Source organism: Bradyrhizobium sp. UFLA05-89, from assembly GCF_059803475.1.
Window position 1 is genome coordinate 1 of record NZ_JBANBA010000051.1, and the last position, 21,982, is coordinate 21,982.

At 64.0% G+C, this 21,982-nt stretch carries 20 protein-coding genes and 1 pseudogene; 20 read left to right on the forward strand and 1 reads right to left on the reverse strand.

The window, feature by feature from the left end; translation table 11 throughout:
* The 16 genes and pseudogenes from SO139_RS24595 to SO139_RS24670 all read left to right on the forward strand — a co-directional run.
* Window positions 1-626 (forward strand): annotated as a pseudogene (locus SO139_RS24595) (TAXI family TRAP transporter solute-binding subunit); the annotation flags it as partial.
* Between the two features lie 100 nt (window positions 627-726).
* Window positions 727-1,386, forward strand: coding sequence for an HAD family hydrolase (locus SO139_RS24600; RefSeq protein ID WP_449378370.1), 660 nt, complete (start codon window positions 727-729; stop codon window positions 1,384-1,386).
* 8 nt (window positions 1,387-1,394) lie between these two features.
* The gene (locus tag SO139_RS24605) at window positions 1,395-2,345 is read left to right on the forward strand and encodes a sugar-binding transcriptional regulator (protein ID WP_449378397.1); all 951 of its coding nucleotides are present in this window, start codon (window positions 1,395-1,397) and stop codon (window positions 2,343-2,345) included.
* A 221-nt stretch (window positions 2,346-2,566) separates the two neighbouring features.
* Window positions 2,567-3,820, forward strand: coding sequence for an ABC transporter substrate-binding protein (locus SO139_RS24610; RefSeq protein WP_449378398.1), 1,254 nt, complete (start codon window positions 2,567-2,569; stop codon window positions 3,818-3,820).
* Window positions 3,821-3,915: 95 nt separating this feature from the next.
* Entirely contained in the window at window positions 3,916-4,788 is an 873-nt protein-coding gene (locus SO139_RS24615) for a carbohydrate ABC transporter permease (protein ID WP_449378371.1), read from the forward strand.
* Between the two features lie 3 nt (window positions 4,789-4,791).
* Window positions 4,792-5,622: a carbohydrate ABC transporter permease gene (locus SO139_RS24620; RefSeq protein WP_027521139.1), complete on the forward strand. Its 831-nt coding sequence runs from the start codon at window positions 4,792-4,794 to the stop codon at window positions 5,620-5,622.
* Between the two features lie 18 nt (window positions 5,623-5,640).
* The gene (locus SO139_RS24625; protein WP_498540708.1) at window positions 5,641-6,648 is read left to right on the forward strand and encodes an ABC transporter ATP-binding protein; all 1,008 of its coding nucleotides are present in this window, start codon (window positions 5,641-5,643) and stop codon (window positions 6,646-6,648) included.
* A gap of 34 nt (window positions 6,649-6,682) precedes the next feature.
* Window positions 6,683-7,456, forward strand: a complete 774-nt coding sequence (locus SO139_RS24630; protein ID WP_449378373.1) for an SDR family NAD(P)-dependent oxidoreductase — start codon at window positions 6,683-6,685, stop codon at window positions 7,454-7,456.
* Between the two features lie 29 nt (window positions 7,457-7,485).
* A complete protein-coding gene (locus SO139_RS24635; RefSeq protein WP_449378374.1) occupies window positions 7,486-9,141 on the forward strand; it encodes an FGGY-family carbohydrate kinase in 1,656 nt (551 codons plus the stop codon).
* Between the two features lie 22 nt (window positions 9,142-9,163).
* Window positions 9,164-10,099 carry a carbohydrate kinase family protein gene (locus tag SO139_RS24640; protein ID WP_449378375.1) on the forward strand — a complete coding sequence of 312 codons (936 nt, stop codon included), beginning with the start codon at window positions 9,164-9,166 and terminating at the stop codon, window positions 10,097-10,099.
* A gap of 120 nt (window positions 10,100-10,219) precedes the next feature.
* Window positions 10,220-11,641 (forward strand): amidase, encoded by a 1,422-nt coding sequence (locus tag SO139_RS24645; protein ID WP_449378376.1) that lies wholly within the window; start codon window positions 10,220-10,222, stop codon window positions 11,639-11,641.
* A gap of 125 nt (window positions 11,642-11,766) precedes the next feature.
* Window positions 11,767-12,717 carry an ABC transporter permease gene (locus SO139_RS24650; RefSeq protein WP_449378377.1) on the forward strand — a complete coding sequence of 317 codons (951 nt, stop codon included), beginning with the start codon at window positions 11,767-11,769 and terminating at the stop codon, window positions 12,715-12,717.
* Window positions 12,714-13,610, forward strand: coding sequence for an ABC transporter permease (locus tag SO139_RS24655; RefSeq protein WP_449378378.1), 897 nt, complete (start codon window positions 12,714-12,716; stop codon window positions 13,608-13,610). The genes SO139_RS24650 and SO139_RS24655 overlap by 4 nt, the downstream gene beginning before the upstream one ends.
* Window positions 13,611-13,612: 2 nt before the next feature.
* A complete protein-coding gene (locus SO139_RS24660) occupies window positions 13,613-14,626 on the forward strand; it encodes an ABC transporter ATP-binding protein (protein ID WP_449378379.1) in 1,014 nt (337 codons plus the stop codon).
* Complete coding sequence (locus SO139_RS24665) at window positions 14,623-15,636, forward strand: ABC transporter ATP-binding protein (protein ID WP_449378380.1); 1,014 nt, start codon at window positions 14,623-14,625, stop codon at window positions 15,634-15,636. The genes SO139_RS24660 and SO139_RS24665 overlap by 4 nt, the downstream gene beginning before the upstream one ends.
* Window positions 15,637-15,691: 55 nt before the next feature.
* A complete protein-coding gene (locus tag SO139_RS24670; protein ID WP_498540709.1) occupies window positions 15,692-17,185 on the forward strand; it encodes an ABC transporter substrate-binding protein in 1,494 nt (497 codons plus the stop codon).
* Window positions 17,186-17,254: 69 nt separating this feature from the next.
* Here the strand turns inward: SO139_RS24670 and SO139_RS24675 are convergent, their stop codons facing one another.
* On the reverse strand, window positions 17,255-17,860 hold the full coding sequence (locus SO139_RS24675; RefSeq protein ID WP_449378382.1) for a pyridoxamine 5'-phosphate oxidase family protein: 606 nt from the start codon (window positions 17,858-17,860) through the stop codon (window positions 17,255-17,257).
* Window positions 17,861-17,987: 127 nt separating this feature from the next.
* On the opposite strand from SO139_RS24675, the gene SO139_RS24680 reads away from it, so the two are divergent.
* The 4 genes from SO139_RS24680 (at window position 17,988) to SO139_RS24695 (ending at window position 21,957) form a co-directional block, all read left to right on the forward strand.
* Window positions 17,988-18,602 carry a glutathione S-transferase family protein gene (locus SO139_RS24680; RefSeq protein ID WP_498540710.1) on the forward strand — a complete coding sequence of 205 codons (615 nt, stop codon included), beginning with the start codon at window positions 17,988-17,990 and terminating at the stop codon, window positions 18,600-18,602.
* A 235-nt stretch (window positions 18,603-18,837) separates the two neighbouring features.
* Window positions 18,838-19,923, forward strand: coding sequence for a cytochrome-c peroxidase (locus SO139_RS24685; RefSeq protein WP_449378384.1), 1,086 nt, complete (start codon window positions 18,838-18,840; stop codon window positions 19,921-19,923).
* 26 nt (window positions 19,924-19,949) lie between these two features.
* Window positions 19,950-20,270, forward strand: coding sequence for a plastocyanin/azurin family copper-binding protein (locus SO139_RS24690; protein ID WP_449378385.1), 321 nt, complete (start codon window positions 19,950-19,952; stop codon window positions 20,268-20,270).
* 28 nt (window positions 20,271-20,298) lie between these two features.
* Window positions 20,299-21,957, forward strand: a complete 1,659-nt coding sequence (locus SO139_RS24695; RefSeq protein ID WP_449378386.1) for a methyl-accepting chemotaxis protein — start codon at window positions 20,299-20,301, stop codon at window positions 21,955-21,957.
* Window positions 21,958-21,982: the final 25 nt, after the last annotated feature.

Sequence of the window (21,982 nt, forward strand, 5' to 3'; positions counted from 1 at the left end):
AGGGCACGTTGCGCGGATCCCCTCCCGTTCCCGAAGATGATGTCACCACACTCCAGACAGCCTTCTATCTGGTCGGCAAGAAGAGTCTCGACAACGATATGATTGCGGGCTTCACGCACGCCATCACGACCGCTCGCAGGGACCTTCTGGCCGAATTGCCGATCCTGGCGCAGTTCAAGGCACCTGATACCGACGCCGGCGCCTTTCTTCCCGTCCATGCGGGAGCGGCGGAGTTTTACAATGGCAGTCAGTTATCCTTCCTGGACAAGTGGAGCAACGCCATCTTCTTGGCACCGATGGCGCTTGGCGCGCTGATCACGGTGCTCGCGGCAGCCTGGCGGTTTCTCCGATCCGGCGAGCTGAAGCCGAGGGAGCCGGCGCTCGATACGCTCTATGCGTTGGGGCAACGGATAAGGCACGCCGGAAACGCCTCGGAATTGCTGGAGATCGAAAATCAGATCGACGACGTCTTGCGCGCGCAACGCGCCACGGCGGACGACGAAGAACAAGCCCTGGATGCTGCAACACTCAATGTTGCAGCCCATCGTCTCGAGAATCTGATTCATGATCGCAGGACGGCGCTCGTTGCCGCCGGTTCGGACGCGGCGCACAAGGCAATGCCGTGACGAATCCGTATTCGAGGGGCGGGCTTGCCGGGTCGTCCGTCGTCAGGCAGCTATACCGTGAGCTATTGCCCAGCTCGTGAGTATATGATCGAATGCCTCGATGGACGCAACCAGGCCCGACCTGATCATCTTCGACTGCGATGGTGTGCTCGTCGACAGCGAGCTCTTGAGCTGCCGCTGTCTCTCCGAGGTGCTGTCCGAATTCGGGATCGCGCTCAGCGAGCAGCAGGCGCTCGAGCTGTTCCTGGGGCGTAGCACCAAGGCGATCGAGCAGCATTATCGCGATCTCGGACAAGTCGTGCCGGATGGCTTCCTGCCTCGCTTCAAGTCGAGGGTGCTGACCACCTTCGCAGGTGCATTGCAGCCGATCCCCGGGATCGGCGCGGTGGTATCGGAGTTGAACAGGCCGTTTTGCGTCGCTTCGTCGAGCGACATCGATCGCGTGTCGCTTTCGCTCGACGTCACCGGCCTCAAGCCGCATTTCGGCGACCGGCTCTACACGGCGCAAATGGTCAGATACGGCAAGCCGGCGCCCGACCTGTTCCTTTACGCCGCAGAGAAGATGCGTGCCGATCCGGCGCGCACGCTGGTGATCGAGGACAGCGTCAGCGGCGTGCAGGCGGCCAAGGCCGCCGGCATGATGGTCTGGGGATTTGTCGGCGGCAGCCATTATCGCGCCCGCGACGGCCGCGCTATATTGACCGCTGCCGGGGCCGATCGGGTCTTCGCGCAGATGGGCGATTTCTGGAAGGACGCGTGACGCCGGCCATGGCGATGGAGAACGAAAAATCCAGGCTCGACGATGCCGCGCGCGCCGGCTGGCTCTACTTCATTGCCGGTCACACGCAGGACGAGATCGCCAAAATGCTCCAGGTTTCGCGCGCCTCGGCGCAGCGACTGGTTTCGCTGTGCCTTGCCGAACGCCTGATCACCTTTCGCCTCGAGCATCCCATTGCCGCCTGCATGGAACTGGCGGCGCGGCTGAAGCAGCGGTTTGAGCTTGCCCATTGCGAGGTCGTGCCGGCCGATCCCGCGGCGCCGCAGGCGACCGCTGGAATTGCCGAGCGTTGCGCCAACCTCCTGGACTCGACGCTGCGCTCCGAGACGCCGGTCATCGTCGCGCTCGGGACGGGGCGCGCCGTGCGCGCGGCGGTCGAGCGCGTTACCCCGATCGAGCGGCCGAATCACCAGATCGTCTCGCTGGTCGGCAACATTTCCGCGGACGGTTCGGCGAGCTTCTACGACACCGTCGGGCGCCTGGCCGACCGCACCGGGGCGCGCCACTATCCAATGCCGCTGCCGTTCCTGATGTCGTCGGAGGACGAGCGCAACAAGATGGGTCGGATCGAGCCGATCGCGAAGGTGAAGGCGATCGCGACCAAGGCCGATCTGCGGCTCGTCGGCATCGGCCAGATGGACCAGAAGGCGCAGGTCCACGTCGACGGCTTCGTCACCCGCGACGAGCTGTTCGAGATGATGCGGCTGGGCGCCATCGGCGAGATCACCGGCTGGGCCTATGATGCCAAGGGCCGCCTGCTCAAGGGCGGCACCAACAAGCGCCTCACCAGTATCCCGCCCGAGGTGCCGGTCAAGACCACGACGATCGGGGCGGCGGTCGGCGCGGCAAAAGTGCCGGCGATCGCCGCGGCGCTGAATGGCCGCCTGATCAACGGCTTGATCACGGACGAGGCGACCGCCCGCGCGATTCTCGAGCGCTGAACCAGCGGCCTCGCGGCGCATCTGCACTAATCTCTCTTGCACTGCACCACCCTGAATTGAGGGGAGGGCGCACGCGCCTGCTTGACAAAGCTCCGGCCTTGAGTTGAACATACGCCCAACGCGTGGGCAGATGCTCAAAACGCGAGTATAGGGAGGTCACCGTGAAAAAAGTCCTAGGCGCCGTCTGCGGCGTGTCTGCACTGCTGTTTTCCGCCCCCTCGATGGCCGAAACGACCCTGACGATCGCCACCGTCAACAACAGTGACATGATCCGCATGCAGGGACTGACCAGCGAATTCACTGCGAAGAACCCTGATATCAACGTGAAATGGGTGACGCTCGAGGAGAACGTGCTGCGCCAGCGCGTTACCACCGACATCGCCACCAAGGGCGGGCAGTTCGACGTCCTCACCATCGGCACCTACGAGGTCCCGATCTGGGCCAAGAAGGGCTGGCTTGTGCCGCTCGCCAATCTCGGCGCCGAATACGACGTCGCCGACCTCTTGCCGAAAATCAAGGATGCGGTCTCCGTCGATGGCAAGCTCTACGCAGCGCCGTTCTACGGCGAGAGCTCGATGGTGATGTACCGCACCGATCTGTTTGAGAAGGCCGGCCTGAAGATGCCGGAAAGCCCGACCTGGGATTTCGTGATCGATGCGGCCAAGAAGCTCACCGACAAGAATGCTGGCGTTTACGGCATCTGCCTGCGCGGCAAGGCCGGCTGGGGCGAGAACATGGCGTTCCTCACCGCCATGTCCAACTCCTACGGCGCGCGCTGGTTCGACGAGAAGTGGGAGCCGCAGTTCAACTCGCCGGAATGGAAGACGACGCTCACGACCTATGTCAATCTCATGAAGGAGGCCGGCCCTCCCGGCGCGAGCTCGAACGGCTTCAACGAGAACCTGGCGCTGTTCAACGCCGGCAAGTGCGCGATGTGGATCGACGCGACGGTTGCGGCGTCCATGGTCTCCAATCCGAAGGAATCGAAGGTCGCCGACAAGGTCGCCTTTGCGCTGGCGCCGAACACCGGGCTCGGCAAGAACGCAAACTGGCTGTGGGCCTGGAGTCTCGCAATCCCTGCCGGCTCGAAGAAGACGGACGCTGCCGAGAAGTTCATCGCCTGGGCGACGAGCAAGGACTACACCAAGCTCGTGGCTTCCAAGGAGGGCTGGGCCAACGTGCCGCCAGGTACGCGGACCTCGCTCTACCAAAATCCTGATTACCTGAAGGTCGCGCCGTTCGCAAAGCTGACGCTGGCCTCGATCGACGCGGCGGATCCGAACAAGCCGACTGTGAAGCCAGTGCCTTATGTCGGCGTGCAATATGCTGCGATCCCAGAATTCCAGGGCCTCGGCACGCAGGTAGGACAGCAGTTCTCCGCCGCATTGTCGGGATCGACCACCGTCGATGCCGCGCTTTCGGCGGCGCAATCCACGACCGAGCGCGAGATGAAGCGCGCCGGCTATATCAAGTAGGTAGGACCAAGGCTCACCCTCCTGAGAGCCTAAACTGCGGCCATCCGCCAGACAGGATGGATGGCCGCCTTCTTCCCTCCAGAGGAGAAGCAAGGATGGCAACCAAGCAGACCCAGATTCTTGCGCGGTCGCTCCTGGCCCCGGCCGTCGGGCTGCTGTTCATCTGGATGATCGTCCCGCTCGCGCTGACGCTCTATTTCTCGACGCTGCATTACAGCCTGCTCGATCCCGGCTCCGAAGCGTTCGTCGGTCTGGAAAACTTCCGCTACTTTCTCACCGATCCGGCCTTTCTCGCCTCGCTTCAGAACACGCTGGTATTGGTCGGTTCGGTGCTGCTGCTGACGATTCTGCTCGGCATTCCCCTGGCGCTTCTGCTCGATCAGCCCGTGATCGGCCGCAACATCGTGCGGCTGATGGTGATCGCACCATTCTTCGTGATGCCGACGGTGAGCGCGCTGGTCTGGAAGAATTTGCTGATGCATCCGGTTTCCGGCCTGTTTGCCTGGCTCGCCAAGGTGTTCGGGCTGACGCCGATCGACTGGTTCAACGACGTGCCGCTGTTCGCCATCATCCTGATCGTCGCCTGGCAATGGCTGCCGTTCGCGACTCTCATCCTCCTGACCGCGCTGCAATCGCTCGACGAGGAGCAGAAGGAAGCCGCGGAGATGGACGGGGCGAGCGGGGTTTCGACCTTCATCTACATCACGCTGCCGCATCTCGCGCGCCCCATCACTGTGGTGATCCTGATCGAGACCATCTTCCTGCTGACGGTGTTTGCCGAGATCTTCGTCACCACCGGCGGCGGACCCGGCCTTCAGACGACCAACATCGCTTTCCTGATCTATTCGCAGGCGCTGATCCAGTTCGACGTCGGCAGCGCGTCCGCGGGCGGCCTCGTCGCGGTGGTGATCGCCAACATCGTCGCCTTCTTCCTCGTCCGCATCGTCGGCCGCAATCTGGAGGCTTAGATCATGGCACGGATCGCAACGACGCAGCGGGTCGCGGTCTCGACGGCAGCCGCCTGGCTTTGCGGTTTCCTGATCTTCTTTCCAATCCTCTGGATGGTGCTGGCAAGCTTCAAGACCGAGTTGGAGGCCTTCGCCATTCCGCCTTCATTCCTGTTCTTCCACTGGACTCTTGAAAACTACGCGACGGTGCAGGAGCGCAGCGACTACCTCCACCACGCACTGAACTCGATCATCATCGCCGGCGGCTCGACGCTGATCGCGCTGTTGATCGCCATTCCGGCCGCGTGGTCGATGGCGTTCTCGCCCACAAAGCGCACCAAGGACATCCTGCTCTGGATGCTGTCGACCAAGATGATGCCGCCGGTTGGCGTGCTCGTGCCGATTTACCTGATCTACAAGAACGTCGGCCTGCTCGATTCACGCATCGGCCTCATCTTCATCCTGTGCCTCGGCAATTTGCCAATCGTGATCTGGATGCTCTTCACCTATTTCAAGGAGATTCCGCGCGACATCCTGGAAGCGGCGCGCATGGACGGCGCCACCGTCGGCCGCGAGCTCGTCTATGTGTTGACGCCAATGGCCATCCCCGGCCTGGCGTCGACCTTGCTGCTCAACCTCATCCTCGCCTGGAACGAGGCGTTCTGGACGCTCAACCTGTCGACATCGGAGGCGGCGCCGCTGACGGTGTTCATCGCGTCCTATTCGAGTCCCGAAGGATTGTTTTGGGCAAAATTGTCGGCGGCCTCCACGCTGGCAATCGCGCCTATTCTTGTCCTCGGTTGGTTCAGCCAGAAGCAGCTCGTGCGCGGGCTCACCTTTGGCGCGGTCAAGTAGCGAAAGGGCTGTCGCAACATGGGTCAAATCACACTTCAAGGCGTGCAGAAAGCCTTCGGGCCCGTGCACATTATCAAGGGCGCCGACCTCGACATCGCGGACGGCTCCTTCGTGGTGTTCGTCGGTCCCTCCGGCTGCGGCAAGACCACGCTCTTGCGGTTGATCGCCGGGCTCGAAGACGTGACGGATGGACGGATCCTCATCGACGGCAAGAACGTCGTCGCCGTTCCGCCCGCCAAGCGCGGCCTGTCGATGGTGTTTCAGTCCTACGCCCTCTATCCGCATATGAGTGTGCGTGGCAACATCGGCTTTGGGCTCAAGATGGCAGGACTCGCAAAGGACGAGATCGACCGCAAGGTCGAAGCTGCAGCCGCGACCCTCAACCTCACGCCCTATCTCGAGCGCAAGCCGCGCGAGCTGTCTGGCGGCCAGCGCCAGCGCGTCGCGATCGGGCGCGCGATCGTGCGCGAACCCAAGGCGTTCCTGTTCGACGAGCCGCTGTCGAACCTCGACGCCGCGCTGCGCGTGCAGATGCGGATCGAGGTGACGCGGCTCCAGAAGCAGCTCGGCACCACCGCGATCTACGTCACCCATGACCAGGTCGAGGCCATGACGATGGCCGACAAGATCGTCGTGCTCAATGCCGGTAAGATCGAGCAATATGGCTCACCGCTCGAGCTCTATGAGAAGCCGGCCAACCTGTTCGTCGCGGGCTTCATCGGCTCGCCCAAGATGAATTTCGTCACCGGCGAGCCCGCCCTTCAGCACGGCGCGATCACGATCGGCGTGCGGCCTGAGCATTTGAAGATCGAGCGCGATGGTGGAGGCGGCTGGCCGGGTACGATTGCGGTCGCCGAGCATCTCGGCAGCGATACTTTTCTTTATGTCGACGCCGGCCAGCTCGGCATGCTCACCGCACGCTATATCGGCGAGTTGAGCCTGCATGCCGGCGACCGTGTGTCGCTGGTGCCCGTACCTGCGCGCATTCACCGCTTCAACGAGGGCGGCAACGCGATCCGGGGCTGACAAGCTGGGCGAACAAGAAACGGGAAAAAGCAACATGTACCTGGAAAAGTTCAAGCTGAACGGCAGGACTGCGATCATCACCGGGGGCGGGCAGGGCATCGGGCTCGCCTGTGCCGAGGCGCTGGCGGAGGCCGGCGCCAGGGTGATCATCGCCGACCGCGACGGCAAGGTTGCCCAGGCCGCCCAGGCAGGCCTGAAGACCAAGGGCTACGATACCGAGACCGTCGTCATGGACGTGACCGACACCAGGCGCGTCGCCGACGTCGCGAACGAACTCGTCGCCCGTCACGGCAAGGTCGATATTCTCGTCAACAATGCCGGCATTGCCCGCAGCGAGACCCCGGCGGAGACCGTGACCGACGAGCACTGGCTCAACGTCATCGATGTCAATCTCAACGGGACCTTCTGGTGCTGCCGCGAATTCGGCAAGCACATGCTGAAGGCGAAGGCGGGAACCATCGTCAACGTCGGCTCGATGTCGGGCTTTATCGTCAACAAGCCGCAGGAGCAGTCCTTTTACAACGCCTCCAAGGCCGCGGTGCATCATCTGACCAAGTCGCTTGCCGCCGAATGGGGTGCGCGAGGCATCCGCGTCAACGCGGTCGCGCCGACCTATATCGAGACGCCGCTGAACGCCTTCGTGAAGAGCAATCCCAAAATGTATGACGCCTGGATTGGTGGAACTCCGATGGCACGGATGGGGCAGGTGGAGGAGATCGCCTCGGTTGTGCTGTTCCTGAGCTCCGAGGCCGCGAGCCTGATGACGGGCAGCATCGTGCTAGTGGATGGCGGTTACACTTGCTGGTAGGCTCCTCGTCGAAATTGACGGGAGCGACAATGCCGCAAGCGTATATCGGTGTCGATGTCGGGACGACCAGCACGCGGGCAGGGGTTTTCGACGAGGCTGGCAACCTTCTGGCGACGGCGCGGCATCCGATCCGGATCTGGCACGAGGCCGGCGATATCGTCGAGCAGTCGTCGTCGGACATCTGGGATGCTTGCGCGAGATCCGTCCGCGCAGCCATGGCTGAGGCGGGGATTGCGCCTGATACCGTGCGAGGCATCGGCTTCGATGCCACCTGCTCGCTGGTCGTGCTCGGCAAGGATGGCGAACCGGTCACAGTCAGCACCTCCGGCGACCGGGAGCGCAACGTCATCGTCTGGATGGATCACCGCGCCACGACCGAAGCGCGTCTGATCAATGAGACGCAGGACGATGTGCTGCGCTATGTCGGCGGATCGATCTCTCCCGAGATGGAAATGCCGAAGCTGCTGTGGCTGAAGCGCCATCTGCGCCAGAGTTTTGATATCGCCGGCCATTTCTTCGATCTCGCGGACTATCTGACCTGGCGCGCGACCGGCTCGCTCCAGCGCTCGACCTGCACGGTGACCTGCAAATGGAACTATCTGGCGCATGATGGTGGCGGCTGGAGTGCGCCGTTCTTCCAGCGTATCGGGCTGTCGGACTTCGTATCAGAAAAATATGCCCGGATCGGCACCGAGATCGTCGCGCCGGGCACGCGGCTCGGCGCCGGCCTGGCGCGGGCGGCGGCGGCCGACCTGGGGTTGAGTGCGGGTACGCCGGTCGGCGCATCGCTGATTGATGCCCATGCCGGCGGCATCGGCGCAATCGGCGGACGTGACGGCTCGGGCGGCACCGCAGATGTCTGCGACCGCCTCGCCTACATCATGGGGACATCCGCCTGCATCATGGCGACGACCACCGAGCCGTGCTTCGTTCCCGGCGTGTGGGGGCCCTATTACTCCGGCATGGTGCCGAATTTCTGGTTGAACGAGGGTGGACAGTCGGCAGCGGGAGCCGCGATCGACCATCTTTTGAAGTCGCACGCTGGATATACCGAGGCGAGCGCGGCTGCGCGCAAGGACGGGGTTGATATCATCGACTTCCTGGAGAAGCGCGTTATTGCGCGCGCGGGTGATGTGAGCCGTGCCGCGTTGCTGGCGCGCGACATTCACGTTCTCCCGGAGTTCATCGGTAACCGCTCGCCATACGCCGATCCAGATACGCGCGCGGTGATCGCGGGCCTCGATCTCGATACCGACATCGGCGCGATGGAGCGCTTGTTCGTCGCGGGGCTCTGCGGCCTTGCCTACGGCCTTGCCGAGGTGATCGAGGCCTTTGCCGCGCACGGCGTTCACTCCAGCATCATGATCATGGGAGGCGGGGCGAGCCGCAGCCCGCTGGTGCGGCAGATCATGGCGGACACCACGGGACTGACCGTCGCGCTGCCGCAGACCAGGGAGCCGGTGCTGCTCGGTGCCGCGATGCTCGGCGCGGTCGCCGGCGGCGCCTTCGCTTCGATCGGCGAGACCATGGCCAAAATGTCGGCGCTTGGCCGCCTCAGCGAGCCGACGGCTCCCGGCATGGCCGAATTTCACAGCCGCAAGCGGAAGGCCTATAAGATGTTGCGCGAGGTCGACCGTGGCAGCCGCGAAGCGATGGCCGGCTTCGGGCTGACGCTGCCGGGATAAGGGCAAGATAAGGTTAGGGGTGATGCTGCTCAGTTGTGGCGATGCGCTGATCGATTTCGTGCCGACGCGCGCAGCCGACGGCCGCGAGGCCGTGATGCCCGCGGTCGGTGGCTCCTGTCTCAACGTCGCCATCGGCATGGCGCGGCTGGGCGCGCCGACCGGATTCGTCGGAGGCCTCTCGAACGACATGTTCGGGCAGATGATCGCGGCCCATGCCGAAGCCTCCGACGTCGAGCTTCGCTGCGCCACGCGCAGCGATCATCAGACCACGCTCGCTTTCGTGCGCATCATTGCCGGCGAGTCGCATTACGCCTTTTACGACGCCGAGACCGCGACACGGAACTGGACCTATCGGCGCGGTTCCATTCCATTGGAGACCATCGAAGCGGTGCATGTCGGCTCCACCACGCTGGTCAACGACACCGGCGCGGCCGAGACGGAGGCGCTGATCGCGGACGCCAGGGCATCCTCGACCATCTCGTTCGATCCGAACTGCCGGCCCAACCTCGTCAAGGACAAGCCGTCCTATGTTGCGCGCATGGGTGAGTTCGCGGCGAACGCCGATATCGTCCGCATGTCCGACGTCGATTTCACATATCTCTATGGTGACGAGCCATACCAGCGGAAGGCCGAAGCGTTGCTTGGGCAAGGCGCCAAACTCGTCGTCATCACCCGCGGCATCGACGGCGCCGTCGCCTGGCACAAGGCGGCGGGGAAGATCGAGGTCGCCGCGCCCAAGGTGACGGTTGCCGACACGATCGGCGCCGGCGACAGCTTTCAGGCGGCGCTGCTGTTCGCCCTGCACAAGCAGGGACGTCTTCGACGTCAACCCCTGGAAGACATCGGCGCCGATGAGCTGCGCCGCGCGCTGTCCTTCGCGGCCAATTGTGCCGGCTTCACCTGCACCCGGCCCGGCGCCGATCCGCCGCGCCTCAGCGAGATCGACTGGCGCTGGTAGCGCATCCGGGCGCTCGCCTCCAAGAATGTCCCCCGGGACTGCGGCCATGCGCCGTCGGAAATGGACAGGCCCGCTTGAGGCTGCCAAGTTCGCGACAACGTCACGCGAGCCTGTCCCGACATGAGCGAAGATCTCTGTTTTCTATCGGCCGTTGAACTGCGCAGACGCGTCAGCCGCAAGGAGATATCTCCTCTCGAGGTCACACGTGCGGTGCTCGCCCGCGCCGAAGCGTTGCAGCCGAGGCTGAACTGTTTCATCACGCTGTGTGGCGACGAAGCGATGGAAGAGGCGCGCGAGGCGGAACGCAAGGTGATGGCGGGCGAGCCGCTCGGCCTTCTTCACGGCATTCCCACTACCATCAAGGACATCGTCAACACCAAGGGCGTGAAAACCACTTTCGGCGCCGTTCCCTACAAGGACAATGTGCCGGAGGAGGACGCCGTGGCGGTGGAACGGCTGCGCGCCCATGGTGCGATCCTGGTTGGCAAGACCACGACGCCGGAATTCGGCTCGAAATGCCTGACCGACTCGCCGCTGTTCGGCTGCACCCGTAACGCGTGGGACGTGCATCGCTCCTCCGGCGGTTCCAGCGGCGGTGCCGCAGTGGCAGTTGCGAGCGGCATCGCGCCGCTGGCGGTCGCAACCGATGGCGGCGGCTCGACCCGCATTCCCGCAGCTTGCAACGGCGTCGTCGGCCTTAAGCAGAGCAACGGCGTGATCCCGCACAGCCAGGTGCAGGACGTCTTCGGCAACCAGACCTATGTCACGCCGACCACGCGGACCGTCGCGGACACCGCGCTGATGATGCAGGCCATGGCCGGGGAGGATGCCTGCGATCCCTGGTCGATCGGTCTTCCCGCGCCTGATTTCGTCGGCGCGGCCGTGCCGCGCGGCGATCTGCGCGGACAGAAGATCATGTACTGCCTGTCGCCGCCCGGACGACCCGTCTCGGCCGATGTCGCCAGTGCTTTCAAGGCAAGCCTCGACCGGCTGGCGGGTCTCGGCGCGGAGCTCGAAGAATTCTCTGGCGAGGGGTTTGACATCGAGCCGATCTGGCGCGCGATCAACCACACCGTCTGGCGGACGCGTTTTTCCAAGCTCGCGGCCGACCACAAGGATGAGTTGAGCGAAACGTTCCTCAAGCAGCTCGCGCTCGCCACGAAGGTAAGCGGCGTCGACTACCAGGAGGCGATGTTCGCGCGCACGGCGTTATTCCGCCGCGTGCAATCGCTGCTCGCGCGCGGCCATTTGCTGGCGATGCCGACCCTGACCCGGACGGCGCTGCCGATCGACCAGGACCTGTTCGGCACCATCGAGATCGACGGCAAGAGCTTTGACAGCGTCCGGCCGCACTGGTTCCCCTGGACCATGCTGTTCAACATGACCGGTCATCCCGCGATCAGCCTGCCTTGCGGGTTCGGCCGCGATGGGTTGCCGATCGGCCTTCAACTCGCCGGCCGCTTCCGCGACGATGCCGAGCTGTTGCGTGTCAGCGCGCTGTTCGAGGCCTCGCACGATCTCTTGTCCCGCCGGCCCGGCTGAAAGTGGGACACAGGCACCGAGGTACTTGCACCAAGGTACTTGCACCAAGGCACTTGCGTCCGGCGCCCGGACATGTTGATCGTGCCAGGGAAGCCCTGAATTCCAGAGCCTGAACCCGAGAGCGCATGAGCGTATTTGTCCTAAGGCGGCTTGTGACCTTGCTGGCGACGCTGATCGGCGCGTCCTTGATCATTTTCCTGGTGCTGGATGCGCTTCCGGGCAACGCCGCGCAGATGCTGATGGGCGCCGATGCTTCGCCGGATGCAGTGCGGGCCCTGACCATCAAGCTCGGCCTCGATCAGCCGCTCATGGTGCGCTACCTGCAATGGATCAAGGGCATGGCGGTGGGTGACCTCGGCAACAGCTACGTCTACGGCACGCCGGTCGCCGGCCTGATCGCCGAGCGCCTGGTGCTGACCATTCCGCTGGCGATCATGTCCATGCTGATCACGGTGACACTCGCGCTCGCCGCCGGCATCTACACTGCCGCCAATCACAACAGGCTCGGCGATGTCGGTGTGATGTCGCTGACCCAGGTCGGCATCGCGCTGCCGAACTTCTGGTTCGCCATTCTGCTGATCTTGCTGTTCTCGGTGAAGCTGCAGTGGCTCTCGGCCGGCGGCTTTGCCGGTTGGGACGACGGCATCTGGCCCGGCGTCAAATCGCTGCTGCTACCGGCGATCTCGCTCGCCGTAGTGCAGGCAGCGATCCTTGCCCGCGTCACGCGCTCGGCTGTGCTGGAAGTCTTGCGCGAGGATTTCGTCCGCACCGCCCGCGCCAAGGGGCTCGGCAAGCGCGAAGTACTGTGGGGCCACGTGCTGCGCAACGCGATGATCCCCGTGATGACCGTGATGGGTCTGCAGTTCGCCAATCTGCTCGCCGGAACCATCGTCATCGAGAACGTCTTTTATCTGCCCGGCTTAGGCCGACTGATCTTCCAGTCGATCGCCAATCGCGACCTGATCGTGGTGCGCAACTGCGTGATGCTGCTTGCGGCCATGGTCGTCATCGTCAATTTCGTGGTCGATGTGCTCTATGCCTTCATCGATCCCCGCATCAAGGTCCACGACCTGTGAGTGATCCGCTGACCGCCGCCGTCGGCTTGCCGACGACTTCAGCACCGTCGCAGCCTGCGACCGGCTTCTGGCGCCGCGCGTTCCGCCATCGCAGTTTCGTCCTGGGCGGCGCGTTGGTTCTCTTGGTGATCGGCTCGGCGCTGCTCTCGCTGGTGTGGACACCCTGGTCGGCCTACGAGATCGACATCGCCTCGAAACTCAAGCCGCCGTCGTTGTCGCACTGGCTCGGCACCGACTCCTTCGGCCGCGACATCGTTTCGCTGCTATTGGTCGGTGCGCGCTCGACCATCCTGGTTGGCATCATCGCGGTCGGCATCGGGCTGAGCTTCGGTGTCTGCCTCGGCCTGATCGCCGCCGCGCGCAAGGGCTGGACGGAAGAGCTCATCATGCGCATGAGCGATTTCACCTTCGCCTTTCCGGCCGTGCTGTCGGCGATCATGCTCGCGGCGGTGGTCGGTCCGGGCATGCTGACCTCGATCACCGCGATCGGCATCTTCCAGATCCCGATCTTCGTTCGCGTCACCCGCGGTTCGGCCAACGCGATCTGGGCGCGCGAGTTCGTACTGGCGGCGCGCGCGGCGGGGAAGGGGGCTTTCCGCATCACGATCGAGCACGTGCTGCCGAACATCCTGTCGATCCTGATCGTGCAGGCGACGATCCAGTTCGCGCTCGCGATTCTCGCCGAAGCCGCGCTGTCCTATCTCGGGCTCGGCACCCAGCCGCCGCAGCCTTCCTGGGGACGAATGCTGAACGACGCGCAGACGCTGCTGTTCCAGTCGCCGATGCTTGCGGTCTATCCGGGCGCGGCGATCGCGGTCGCCGTCCTTGGCCTCAATCTTCTCGGCGATGGATTGCGCGATCTGCTCGATCCTCGTCTGGCGCGGGAGCGGTGACGATGGGCAACCCCGCAAACGCGCCGCTGATCGACGTCGACAATCTCGGCGTCCGTCTCAACACCAGCCGAGGCCCGGCCCAGGCCGTTCGCGGCGTGAGTTTTTCGCTGAAGCGCGGCGAGACGCTCGGTCTGGTCGGCGAATCCGGCTGCGGCAAGTCGGTCACCGCGCTCGCACTGATGGGCCTGTTGCCTGAGAGCGCTGTCCTTGGCGGCAGCGTCCGCCTCGACGGTCGCGAGCTCGTAAGACTTTCCGATGCGGATTACTGCAAGCTGCGGGGCAACCGCATCAGCATGATTTTCCAGGAGCCGATGACTGCGCTCAACCCGATGCATACGGTCGGGCATCAGGTCGCCGAGCCGCTGCGGCGGCACAAGAATTATTCGGCGGCGCAGGCGCGCGCCGAGGCGATCGCCTTGCTCGACCGGGTCGGGCTCCCGGACGCGGCAAAGCGCGTCGATGCCTATCCGCACCAGTTTTCCGGCGGCCAACGTCAGCGCGTCACCATCGCGATGGCGCTCGCCTGCGAGCCCGACCTGCTGATCGCGGACGAGCCGACCACCGCACTCGATGTCACCATCCAGGGCCAGATCCTCGACCTCATTGCCGATCTCGTCGAGGAGCGGGGCATGTCGATGATCTTGATCTCGCACGATCTCGGTGTCATCGCCGAGAACGTCGAGCGCATGATGGTGATGTATGGCGGCACGGTGGTCGAGAGCGGGCCGACCGACGACGTATTCAGGCGCATGGGCCATCCCTATACGCAAGGCCTGTTCCGGGCCCGGCCGCGGCTCGGCGCGCGGAAGGGGACGCGGCTCAAGACCATCACCGGCACCGTGCCCGAACTTGCCGATCTGCCGTCCGGCTGTACGTTTGCCGATCGTTGTCCGCTGGTGATCGATGGTTGTCGTGCCGCGCTCCCGCCGATGGTGGAGGTCGGACATGACCATGGTGTCCGCTGCATCAGGACTGACGTGTCAATGGCTGATCGCGTCGGAGCGGTGCCGGCATGACCGCCACCTCGCAACCGCTTCTCCGCGTGAACGACCTCGTGCAACGCTACACGCTGCCACGCGAAAGCCTGTTCCGGCCGCCGGGCGAGGTGCTGGCGCTCAACGGCGTGAGTGTACGGATCGAGGCGGGGAAGAGTCTCGGCGTGGTCGGCGAATCCGGCTCGGGCAAGTCGACCTTTGCCCGCGTGGTGATGGCGCTGGAGCGGCCGACGTCGGGGCGGGTCGAGCTGCTCGGCCGCGACCTCAATCAATTGCCCGCGGATGAGCTCCGTCGCGCGCGTCGCGATTTTCAGATGGTGTTTCAGGATCCGTACGGATCGCTCGATCCGCGCCAGACCATCGCGCGGATCGTCGCCGAGCCGCTCACCGCACTCGAGCGCACCGATCGTACGACACTGCGCGTGCGGGTCTCTGCGGTGCTGCGACAGGTTGGCCTGCGCGATGCGGACATGGACAAATATCCGCACGAATTCTCCGGTGGCCAGCGCCAGCGAATCGCGATTGCGCGCGCGCTGATCACCCAGCCAAAACTGATCGTCGCCGACGAGCCGGTCTCCGCGCTCGACGTCTCAGTGCAGGCGCAGGTTCTGAACTTGATGCAGGACCTCCAGGAGCAGTTCGGCCTGAGCTACATCCTGATCAGCCATGACCTTGCGGTCGTCGACTATCTTTGCGACGAGGTCGCGGTGATGTATCTCGGCCGGATCGTCGAGCAGGGCCGGCCGGAGGACCTGTTCGAACATTGTGCCCATCCGTATACGCGCGCGCTGCTGGAGGCGGTGCCGCGCGCGCGCGCCGGGCGTGTGCGTAGCCGCCGCGGCGCGCAGGCGATTGCCTCACAATCGTCAGCTGCGACCGGATGCCCCTATGTTTCCCGCTGCCCGCTCGCCGACCAGCATTGCCGCGAGGCCGCCCCTGCGCTACGCAAGGTCGGCGAATCGCACCTTGCCGCCTGCCACAAGGCCGAACAGGTGATGGCGTTGCCAGCCGCGACCAGCGAGGCGGGTTAGCGCCAAGCTGCGGATTGGCATAGATTGATCGGGTCAATGGCCGGGGAGAAAAGAAATGTTCAAGAAACTCATCATCGTCGCGGTAGCGGCCGCGTTTGCCGCGGCACCGCTGCCAGCTCTGGCGCAGAGCAAGAAGGACGGTGTCATCATGGGCATGACGCTGGAGCCGCCGGGGCTCGATCCGACCAATGCGGCCGCCGCGGCGATTGCCGAAGTCACGCTCTACAACGTCTATGAGACGCTGACCAAGATCAACGAGGACGGCTCGGTGTCGCCGCTGCTCGCCGAGAGCTGGGTGGCGTCGCCCGACCTGAAGACCTATACCTTCAGGCTGCGCAAGGGCGTCAAATTCCACAATGGCGAGCCGTTCGAATCCGCTGCGGTGAAGTTCTCGTTCGAGCGCAACGCAGCCGCGAACAGCACCAACAAGGACAAGAGTCTATTCCAGAGCTTCGAGAAGATCGACGCGCCGGACGCCGACACGGTCGTGGTTGCGCTGAAATATTCCGAACCGAACCTGCCGTTCCTGCTCGGGCAGGCGAGTGCCTCGATCGTCGAGCCGAAGAGCGCGCCGACCAACGTGACCCAGCCGGTCGGCACCGGGCCGTACCAGCTCGGCGCCTGGGTCAAGGGCTCCTCGATCACGCTCAACAAATGGGCTGACTATCGCAATGCCTCCGCGATCAAGCTCGCCAAGGTGACGATCCGCTTCATCGGCGATCCCGCAGCGCAGATTGCTGCCCTGCTGTCCGGTGACGTCGACGCGTTTCCGCGTGTCACGACTCGCGGCGTCGCTCAGTTCAAGGGCGATCCGCGGTTTACCGTGCTGGTCGGCGGCTCCAAGGCCAAGACCATCGTCGCCATCAACGAGAAGAAGAAGCCGCTCGACGACGTGCGGGTGCGCCGCGCCATCCTCGCCGCAATCGATCGCAAGGCGCTGATTGAGGGCGCCGTGGAAGGTTTTGGCACGCCGATCGGCAGCTTCTATACGCCAGGCTCGCTCGGCTATGTCGACACCACCGGTGTTAATCCCTACGATCCCGAGAAGGCGAAGAAGCTGCTGGCGGAAGCCGGCGTCGCCACGCCGCTAGAAATCAGCCTGAAGCTGCCGCCGCCGCCCTATGCACGGCAGGGCGGCGAGATCCTGGCGGCCCAGCTCGCCAAGGTCGGCATCACCGCGAAGATCGAGAACGTCGAATGGGCGCAGTGGCTGTCGCAGGTCTTCGCGCCGAACGGGCCACACAACTATGACCTCACGATCGTCTCCCATGTCGAGCCGTTCGATCTCGTCAAGCTGACTGAACCCGACTACTATCTCGGCTATAACAACGAGGCGTTCAACGCCCTCTACAAGCAGATCGTGACGACGCCGGACGAAGCCGGCCGCGCAAAACTGCTTGGCGACGCCCAGCGCATGCTGGCAACTGATGCGGTTGCCGGCTTCCTGTTCCAGCCGCAATGGGTCACCGTTACCAACAAGAAGCTGAAGGGTGTCTGGAAGGAAGTCCCGCAGTTCGAGAACGATTTCTCGGCCTGGTCGTGGGAGTAGGGGCGCGCTTCGCGCATCGCCTTCCTGAGTTATGACGGCCGGGCTCGACCCGGCCGTCGTCGCCCGTCATCAGCCCTTGAACGTCGGCTGTCGCGGGTGGACGACATCGCTGAAGTCCGCAAATCCCTTCCACTTCGGTTCCGGCGCGGCGCACCCGGCCTGCGGCGTGTAGATCGAGGGCTCGGCGAGCTGCATTGTCGGAATGTAGCGCGGACAGTTCGGGAATATCGCGCGCGCGGTGACACGCACGATGAGCTGCGCGCCGACGGTCTCGGCCAGAAGCGGATCGGCGTCGCTCACCTTCGCCGTGCCGTTGACGCGCAGGCGCCGCGGCTTGCCGTGCATGGCGATGAAGAGGAGGCCGACATCGGCGTTGACGACGATGTTGCCGAGACTCTTGAACATGCCGTTGCCGTCGTAGTCCGGAAAGGCGATCTCCGATGGCCCGATCACGCGCACGAAGCCGGGCGGCCCGCCCTTGAACGAGCAGTCCGGCTGTCCCTTCGCATCGGCCGTTGCCAGGAAAAAATAGGGCAGGCTCCCGATGAACAGCCTGTCGTCGTCGGAAAATTCTGTCCGCGTCAGCTTCTCCTCCAGCCGGTCGGAAATCCGCCGGCTGTCGAACTGGTCCTGCAACTGCCGATTTCCATCGTGAAAAATCACGCTCGCGGACATTGAGGTCCTCCCGCTGAAATACTGGTCCGGCCGGACAGGCGCAGGAGGAGCATACGCCTTTCGCGTGAATTCGGATATGGTCGATCTCGTCCCTTGAGACCCGTTCCGTCTGCCAGTGGAGGCCAGGATGCTTCAGCTCTACGGAAATCTGCGATCGCGCGCGACTCGCTGCCTTTGGATGCTCGAGGAGATCGGACAGCCCTACAAGCTGATCGAAAGGAGCACCAGCCCCGCTGATCTGCAAACGTCGGACTATCTCCGTCTCAATCCGAACGCGTTGATACCGACGCTCGTCGACGGCGATCTCGTGCTGTGGGAATCCATGGCGATCAATCTCTATCTCGCACAGAAGTATGGTGGGCCGATGCATTGCGGGCCGGAGGTCACCGGCCTTGCCTCGCAGTGGAGCATCTGGGCGATGCTGGAGCTGGATGGCCTGCTGCTCGATCTGTTGATGCATCGCGCATTGCTGCCGGACTTCTGCCGCGACCCCTCGCATGCCGCGCGCTCCGAACTTCTACTGAAAAAGCCGCTCGGCATCCTCGACCAGGCGCTCGCCGCACGCGGTCATCTCGCTGGCGACGGCTTCACGGTTGCCGACCTCAACGTCGCCTCCATCCTTGCCTGGGGCAGGATTTCCCGGCTCGATCTCTCGGTCTGTCCGCATCTGGCGCGGTGGCTCGACGGCTGCCTCGCACGTCCGGCCTACGCGCGCGTGCGCGCGCTGTCGGGGCGCAACTGAGCTGCGCATTGGTGTGCCTTCTCCGTATATTTGCGGGGGACTTGCGTGGCTCTGGTTGCTACCTGTTTTTCCCGCACTCTATGCTTGCGGAATTGCCGAAAGCCGATAGCGCCATGGCATGATCATGGAAATCTTATTTAACGATTTGACTCTAATTGTCACGATGTCGTTCTGGCGTTTCATTGCGTCGAAGCTTTTTGGTGTCGCGAATGACACGTTTTTTTGGGGACATTGTATGCCGGTGCGCGGCTCCTATCGCTCGATCGCCTTCCTTGCGACGATCGCCTCGGCTGGTCTTGGCGTTCTCGGCTTCAGCACGATCGGTTTTGGCGCGGCCGTCGTCGGTGAAAGCCGGAAGGTCGAGATCACGCAGAAGGCGTCGGGCGGACTTGATGCCCTGAAGGCGCAATACCGCCGGCCGACGACGATTCCGTTTCCCAAGGATGATCCGTACACGCCCGAGAAGGCTGCGCTCGGCAAGAAACTCTATTTCGATACGCGCCTGTCGGTGAGCTCGGCGCAGTCTTGCGCGAGTTGCCACAGTCCCGGCTTCGGCTGGGGCGACGGGCTCGCTGTCGGTATCGGTCACGGCATGGCGAAGCTCGGACGCCATTCGCCGACCATCGTCAACGCCGCCTGGAGCGCGATCTTCATGTGGGACGGGCGTCTTCCGACGCTCGAGGAGCAGGCGCTCGGCCCGATCCAGTCGCCCGGCGAAATGAACATGAAGCTCGACGATCTGTTGGCGCGCCTTTCGAGCATTCCCGAATACAAGCCGTTGTTCGACGCGGCCTTTCCCGGCGAAGGCATGAAGGCGAAGACACTCGCGCAGGCGATTGCCACCTATGAGCGCACCATCGTCTCGGAGCGCGCGCCGTTCGACGTCTGGATCGACGGCAACGAGAAGGCGATCTCGGAAGACGCCAAGCGCGGTTTCGCCGTGTTCAACGGCAAGGCGCAGTGCGCCGCCTGCCACGAGGGCTGGAATTTCACCAACGAAGGTTTTCAGGACATCGGTCTGCCGAGCAAGGATGTCGGTCGCGGCGAATATCTGCCCGGCGTCGTCAAGATGCAGCACGCCTTCAAGACTCCGGGCCTGCGCGAGATCGGCCGCCGCAGCCCCTATATGCATGACGGCTCGCTCGCGACCCTCGAGCAGGTGATCGACCACTACGACCATGCCGGCGTCGATCGTCCCAGCCGCTCGGACCTGATGCGGCCGCTCGGGCTGACGGTCCAGGAAAAGGCCGATCTCGTCGCCTTCCTCAAGACATTGACCAGCGAACTCGGTCCAACGGCCGTGCCGGTCCTTCCACGCTAGCAACGATCTTCAAAAAGGATATCCCCATGCGTACACTCGCTCTGTTCACCGGCGTCATCATCTGTGGTCTTTCGGTCGGCGCCTACGCTGCGACCGAGGTGATTCACCAGCAGGGCCGCGTCTTCTCGTCCGAAAGCATCTCGGTCAAGAAGGGCGAGGCGGTCACGTTTCTCAATGACGATACGGTGCCCCACAACATCATGTCGGCCACCAAGGGCAACGAGTTCAATCTCGGCTCACAGGCGCCGGGCACCTCGACCGATGTCTCCTTCAAGGAATCTGGCGACGTGCAGGTGATCTGCGCGATCCATCCGCGTATGAAGATGATGGTCAAGGTGACGGACTAACGGGCCCGCCGGGTACCGGAGATTGATGATGTCGATACGTTACAAGATTTTCGGTGCCTTCAGCGTCGTCGTCCTGCTCGCCTGCGCGATCGCTTTCTACGGTATTCGCGCGATAGGCAATTCCGGCGACATGGTCGTCAAGCTCTATGACGGACCCCTGATGGGGATCAACCATGCGCGCTCCGCCCATGCGGCCCTGCACGAGGCGCGCCTCGTGCTCCAGCGCAGCCTGGTTGCCGGCGCCTCGGGTGACATGGTCACGAAATTCGAAAGACTGGTGCGCAGCAGCTTCGAAGACCTCAATGTTGTGCGTGAACGCACGCCGTCGCCGTCCGTTGCAGCGGCGCGCGAGAAGGCCGAGAACCAGCTCAGGGACTGGTCGGGCGCTGCACTCAAAATCCTCAAGCCGTCGCCCGGCGGGGTGACGGAGATTCCGACGAGCTTCCTGCTCGCCGAGCAGGGCGATCGCCTGATGGCCTCGATCGACGATCTCGTCGAGCTGGTTGCAGCCTATGGCTACGAGTATCGCACTGCCGCAGAAGGGGCGGTGGAGCAGGCGCGCACCACGATGTTATCGGTTGCGGTCGGTACGGTGATGATCGGGCTGATCATCGCGCTCGCCTTCTCCTACTCGATGAGCCGGCCGATCTCGGCGGCGGTCCGGGTTGCCGAACGTGTCGCGGCCGGCAATTTCACCGATGAGATCTCCGTACGTCGCAGCGACGAGCTGGGCCGGCTCCTGAAATCGCTCGCCGTCATGCAGGCGAGCCTCAAGGCCCGCGCCGATGACGATCTGGCGCTGATTGCCGCCAAGGACCAGAGCAGCGCCGCGCAGAGCAACCGCCGGCAGCGCCTGGAAGCCGAGATCGATGCCTTCCGATCCGCCTTCAGCACGGTGCTAAGCAACACCGATCGCATGACCGGTGAACTGACCGACACGGCGCAAAACCTCGCCTCCACCGCGCGCACTGCGGGCACGCAATCGAGCGAGGCGGCATCAACCGCCAAGGAAACCTCGACCAACGTCCAGACGGTCGCGAGCGCCGCGAGTCAGCTCGGCGAATCCGTCCAAGCGATCACGTCCCAGCTTGCCGATGCGACCACGATCGTGCAGCGCGCCTCCGGCATGGCGGAAGCCGCGAACCAGACGATCGGCCGGCTGGCCGTCGCCGCGCAGCAGATCGACGAGGTGGTCGGCTTTATCCGTACGATTGCCGGGCAGACCAATCTGCTCGCGCTCAACGCCACGATCGAAGCTGCGCGCGCCGGCGAAGCGGGCAGGGGCTTTGCGGTCGTCGCCTCCGAAGTGAAGGCGCTTGCGACCCAGACCGCGAAAGCGACCGAGGACATTTCTTCGCAAATCACCGAGGTGCAGTCGGCAACGCGCCATGCCGTCGACAATGTCGGCGCCATCGCGCTGATCATCGGCGAGATCGACAGCTTTACCGGACGCATCGCGGCGGCCGTTAGCCAGCAGAATGCCGCTGCCGGCGAGATCTCCAGAAACATCGGCCAGGCGGCCAACGGCACCGCCGTTGTCGCACGCAGCATCGCCGGAACGGCAGAGGCGACCGACAACGCCAACCGGTCGGCTGACATGGTGCTTGCCACCGCGCACGATCTCTCCAACCAGGCGATGCAATTGCGCTCGTCGGTCGACCGCTTCCTGGCGAACGTGGCTGCGTGAGCGAAAGCTTCGGCGCCTCCCTTTT

Excerpts from the sequence above, each read along its gene's own strand:
- SO139_RS24600 (WP_449378370.1), top strand. The coding sequence starts at position 727 with ATGGACGCAACCAGGCCCGACCTGATCATCTTCGACTGCGATGGTGTG.
- SO139_RS24605 (WP_449378397.1), top strand. The coding sequence starts at position 1,395 with ATGGCGATGGAGAACGAAAAATCCAGGCTCGACGATGCCGCGCGCGCC.
- SO139_RS24610 (WP_449378398.1), top strand. The coding sequence starts at position 2,567 with ATGGCCGAAACGACCCTGACGATCGCCACCGTCAACAACAGTGACATG.
- SO139_RS24615 (WP_449378371.1), top strand. The coding sequence starts at position 3,916 with ATGGCAACCAAGCAGACCCAGATTCTTGCGCGGTCGCTCCTGGCCCCG.
- SO139_RS24620 (WP_027521139.1), top strand. The coding sequence starts at position 4,792 with ATGGCACGGATCGCAACGACGCAGCGGGTCGCGGTCTCGACGGCAGCC.
- SO139_RS24625 (WP_498540708.1), top strand. The coding sequence starts at position 5,641 with ATGGGTCAAATCACACTTCAAGGCGTGCAGAAAGCCTTCGGGCCCGTG.
- SO139_RS24630 (WP_449378373.1), top strand. The coding sequence starts at position 6,683 with ATGTACCTGGAAAAGTTCAAGCTGAACGGCAGGACTGCGATCATCACC.
- SO139_RS24635 (WP_449378374.1), top strand. The coding sequence starts at position 7,486 with ATGCCGCAAGCGTATATCGGTGTCGATGTCGGGACGACCAGCACGCGG.
- SO139_RS24640 (WP_449378375.1), top strand. The coding sequence starts at position 9,164 with ATGCTGCTCAGTTGTGGCGATGCGCTGATCGATTTCGTGCCGACGCGC.
- SO139_RS24645 (WP_449378376.1), top strand. The coding sequence starts at position 10,220 with ATGAGCGAAGATCTCTGTTTTCTATCGGCCGTTGAACTGCGCAGACGC.
- SO139_RS24650 (WP_449378377.1), top strand. The coding sequence starts at position 11,767 with ATGAGCGTATTTGTCCTAAGGCGGCTTGTGACCTTGCTGGCGACGCTG.
- SO139_RS24660 (WP_449378379.1), top strand. The coding sequence starts at position 13,613 with ATGGGCAACCCCGCAAACGCGCCGCTGATCGACGTCGACAATCTCGGC.
- SO139_RS24665 (WP_449378380.1), top strand. The coding sequence starts at position 14,623 with ATGACCGCCACCTCGCAACCGCTTCTCCGCGTGAACGACCTCGTGCAA.
- SO139_RS24670 (WP_498540709.1), top strand. The coding sequence starts at position 15,692 with ATGTTCAAGAAACTCATCATCGTCGCGGTAGCGGCCGCGTTTGCCGCG.
- SO139_RS24675 (WP_449378382.1), bottom strand. The coding sequence starts at position 17,860 with ATGTCCGCGAGCGTGATTTTTCACGATGGAAATCGGCAGTTGCAGGAC.
- SO139_RS24680 (WP_498540710.1), top strand. The coding sequence starts at position 17,988 with ATGCTTCAGCTCTACGGAAATCTGCGATCGCGCGCGACTCGCTGCCTT.
- SO139_RS24685 (WP_449378384.1), top strand. The coding sequence starts at position 18,838 with ATGCCGGTGCGCGGCTCCTATCGCTCGATCGCCTTCCTTGCGACGATC.
- SO139_RS24690 (WP_449378385.1), top strand. The coding sequence starts at position 19,950 with ATGCGTACACTCGCTCTGTTCACCGGCGTCATCATCTGTGGTCTTTCG.
- SO139_RS24695 (WP_449378386.1), top strand. The coding sequence starts at position 20,299 with ATGTCGATACGTTACAAGATTTTCGGTGCCTTCAGCGTCGTCGTCCTG.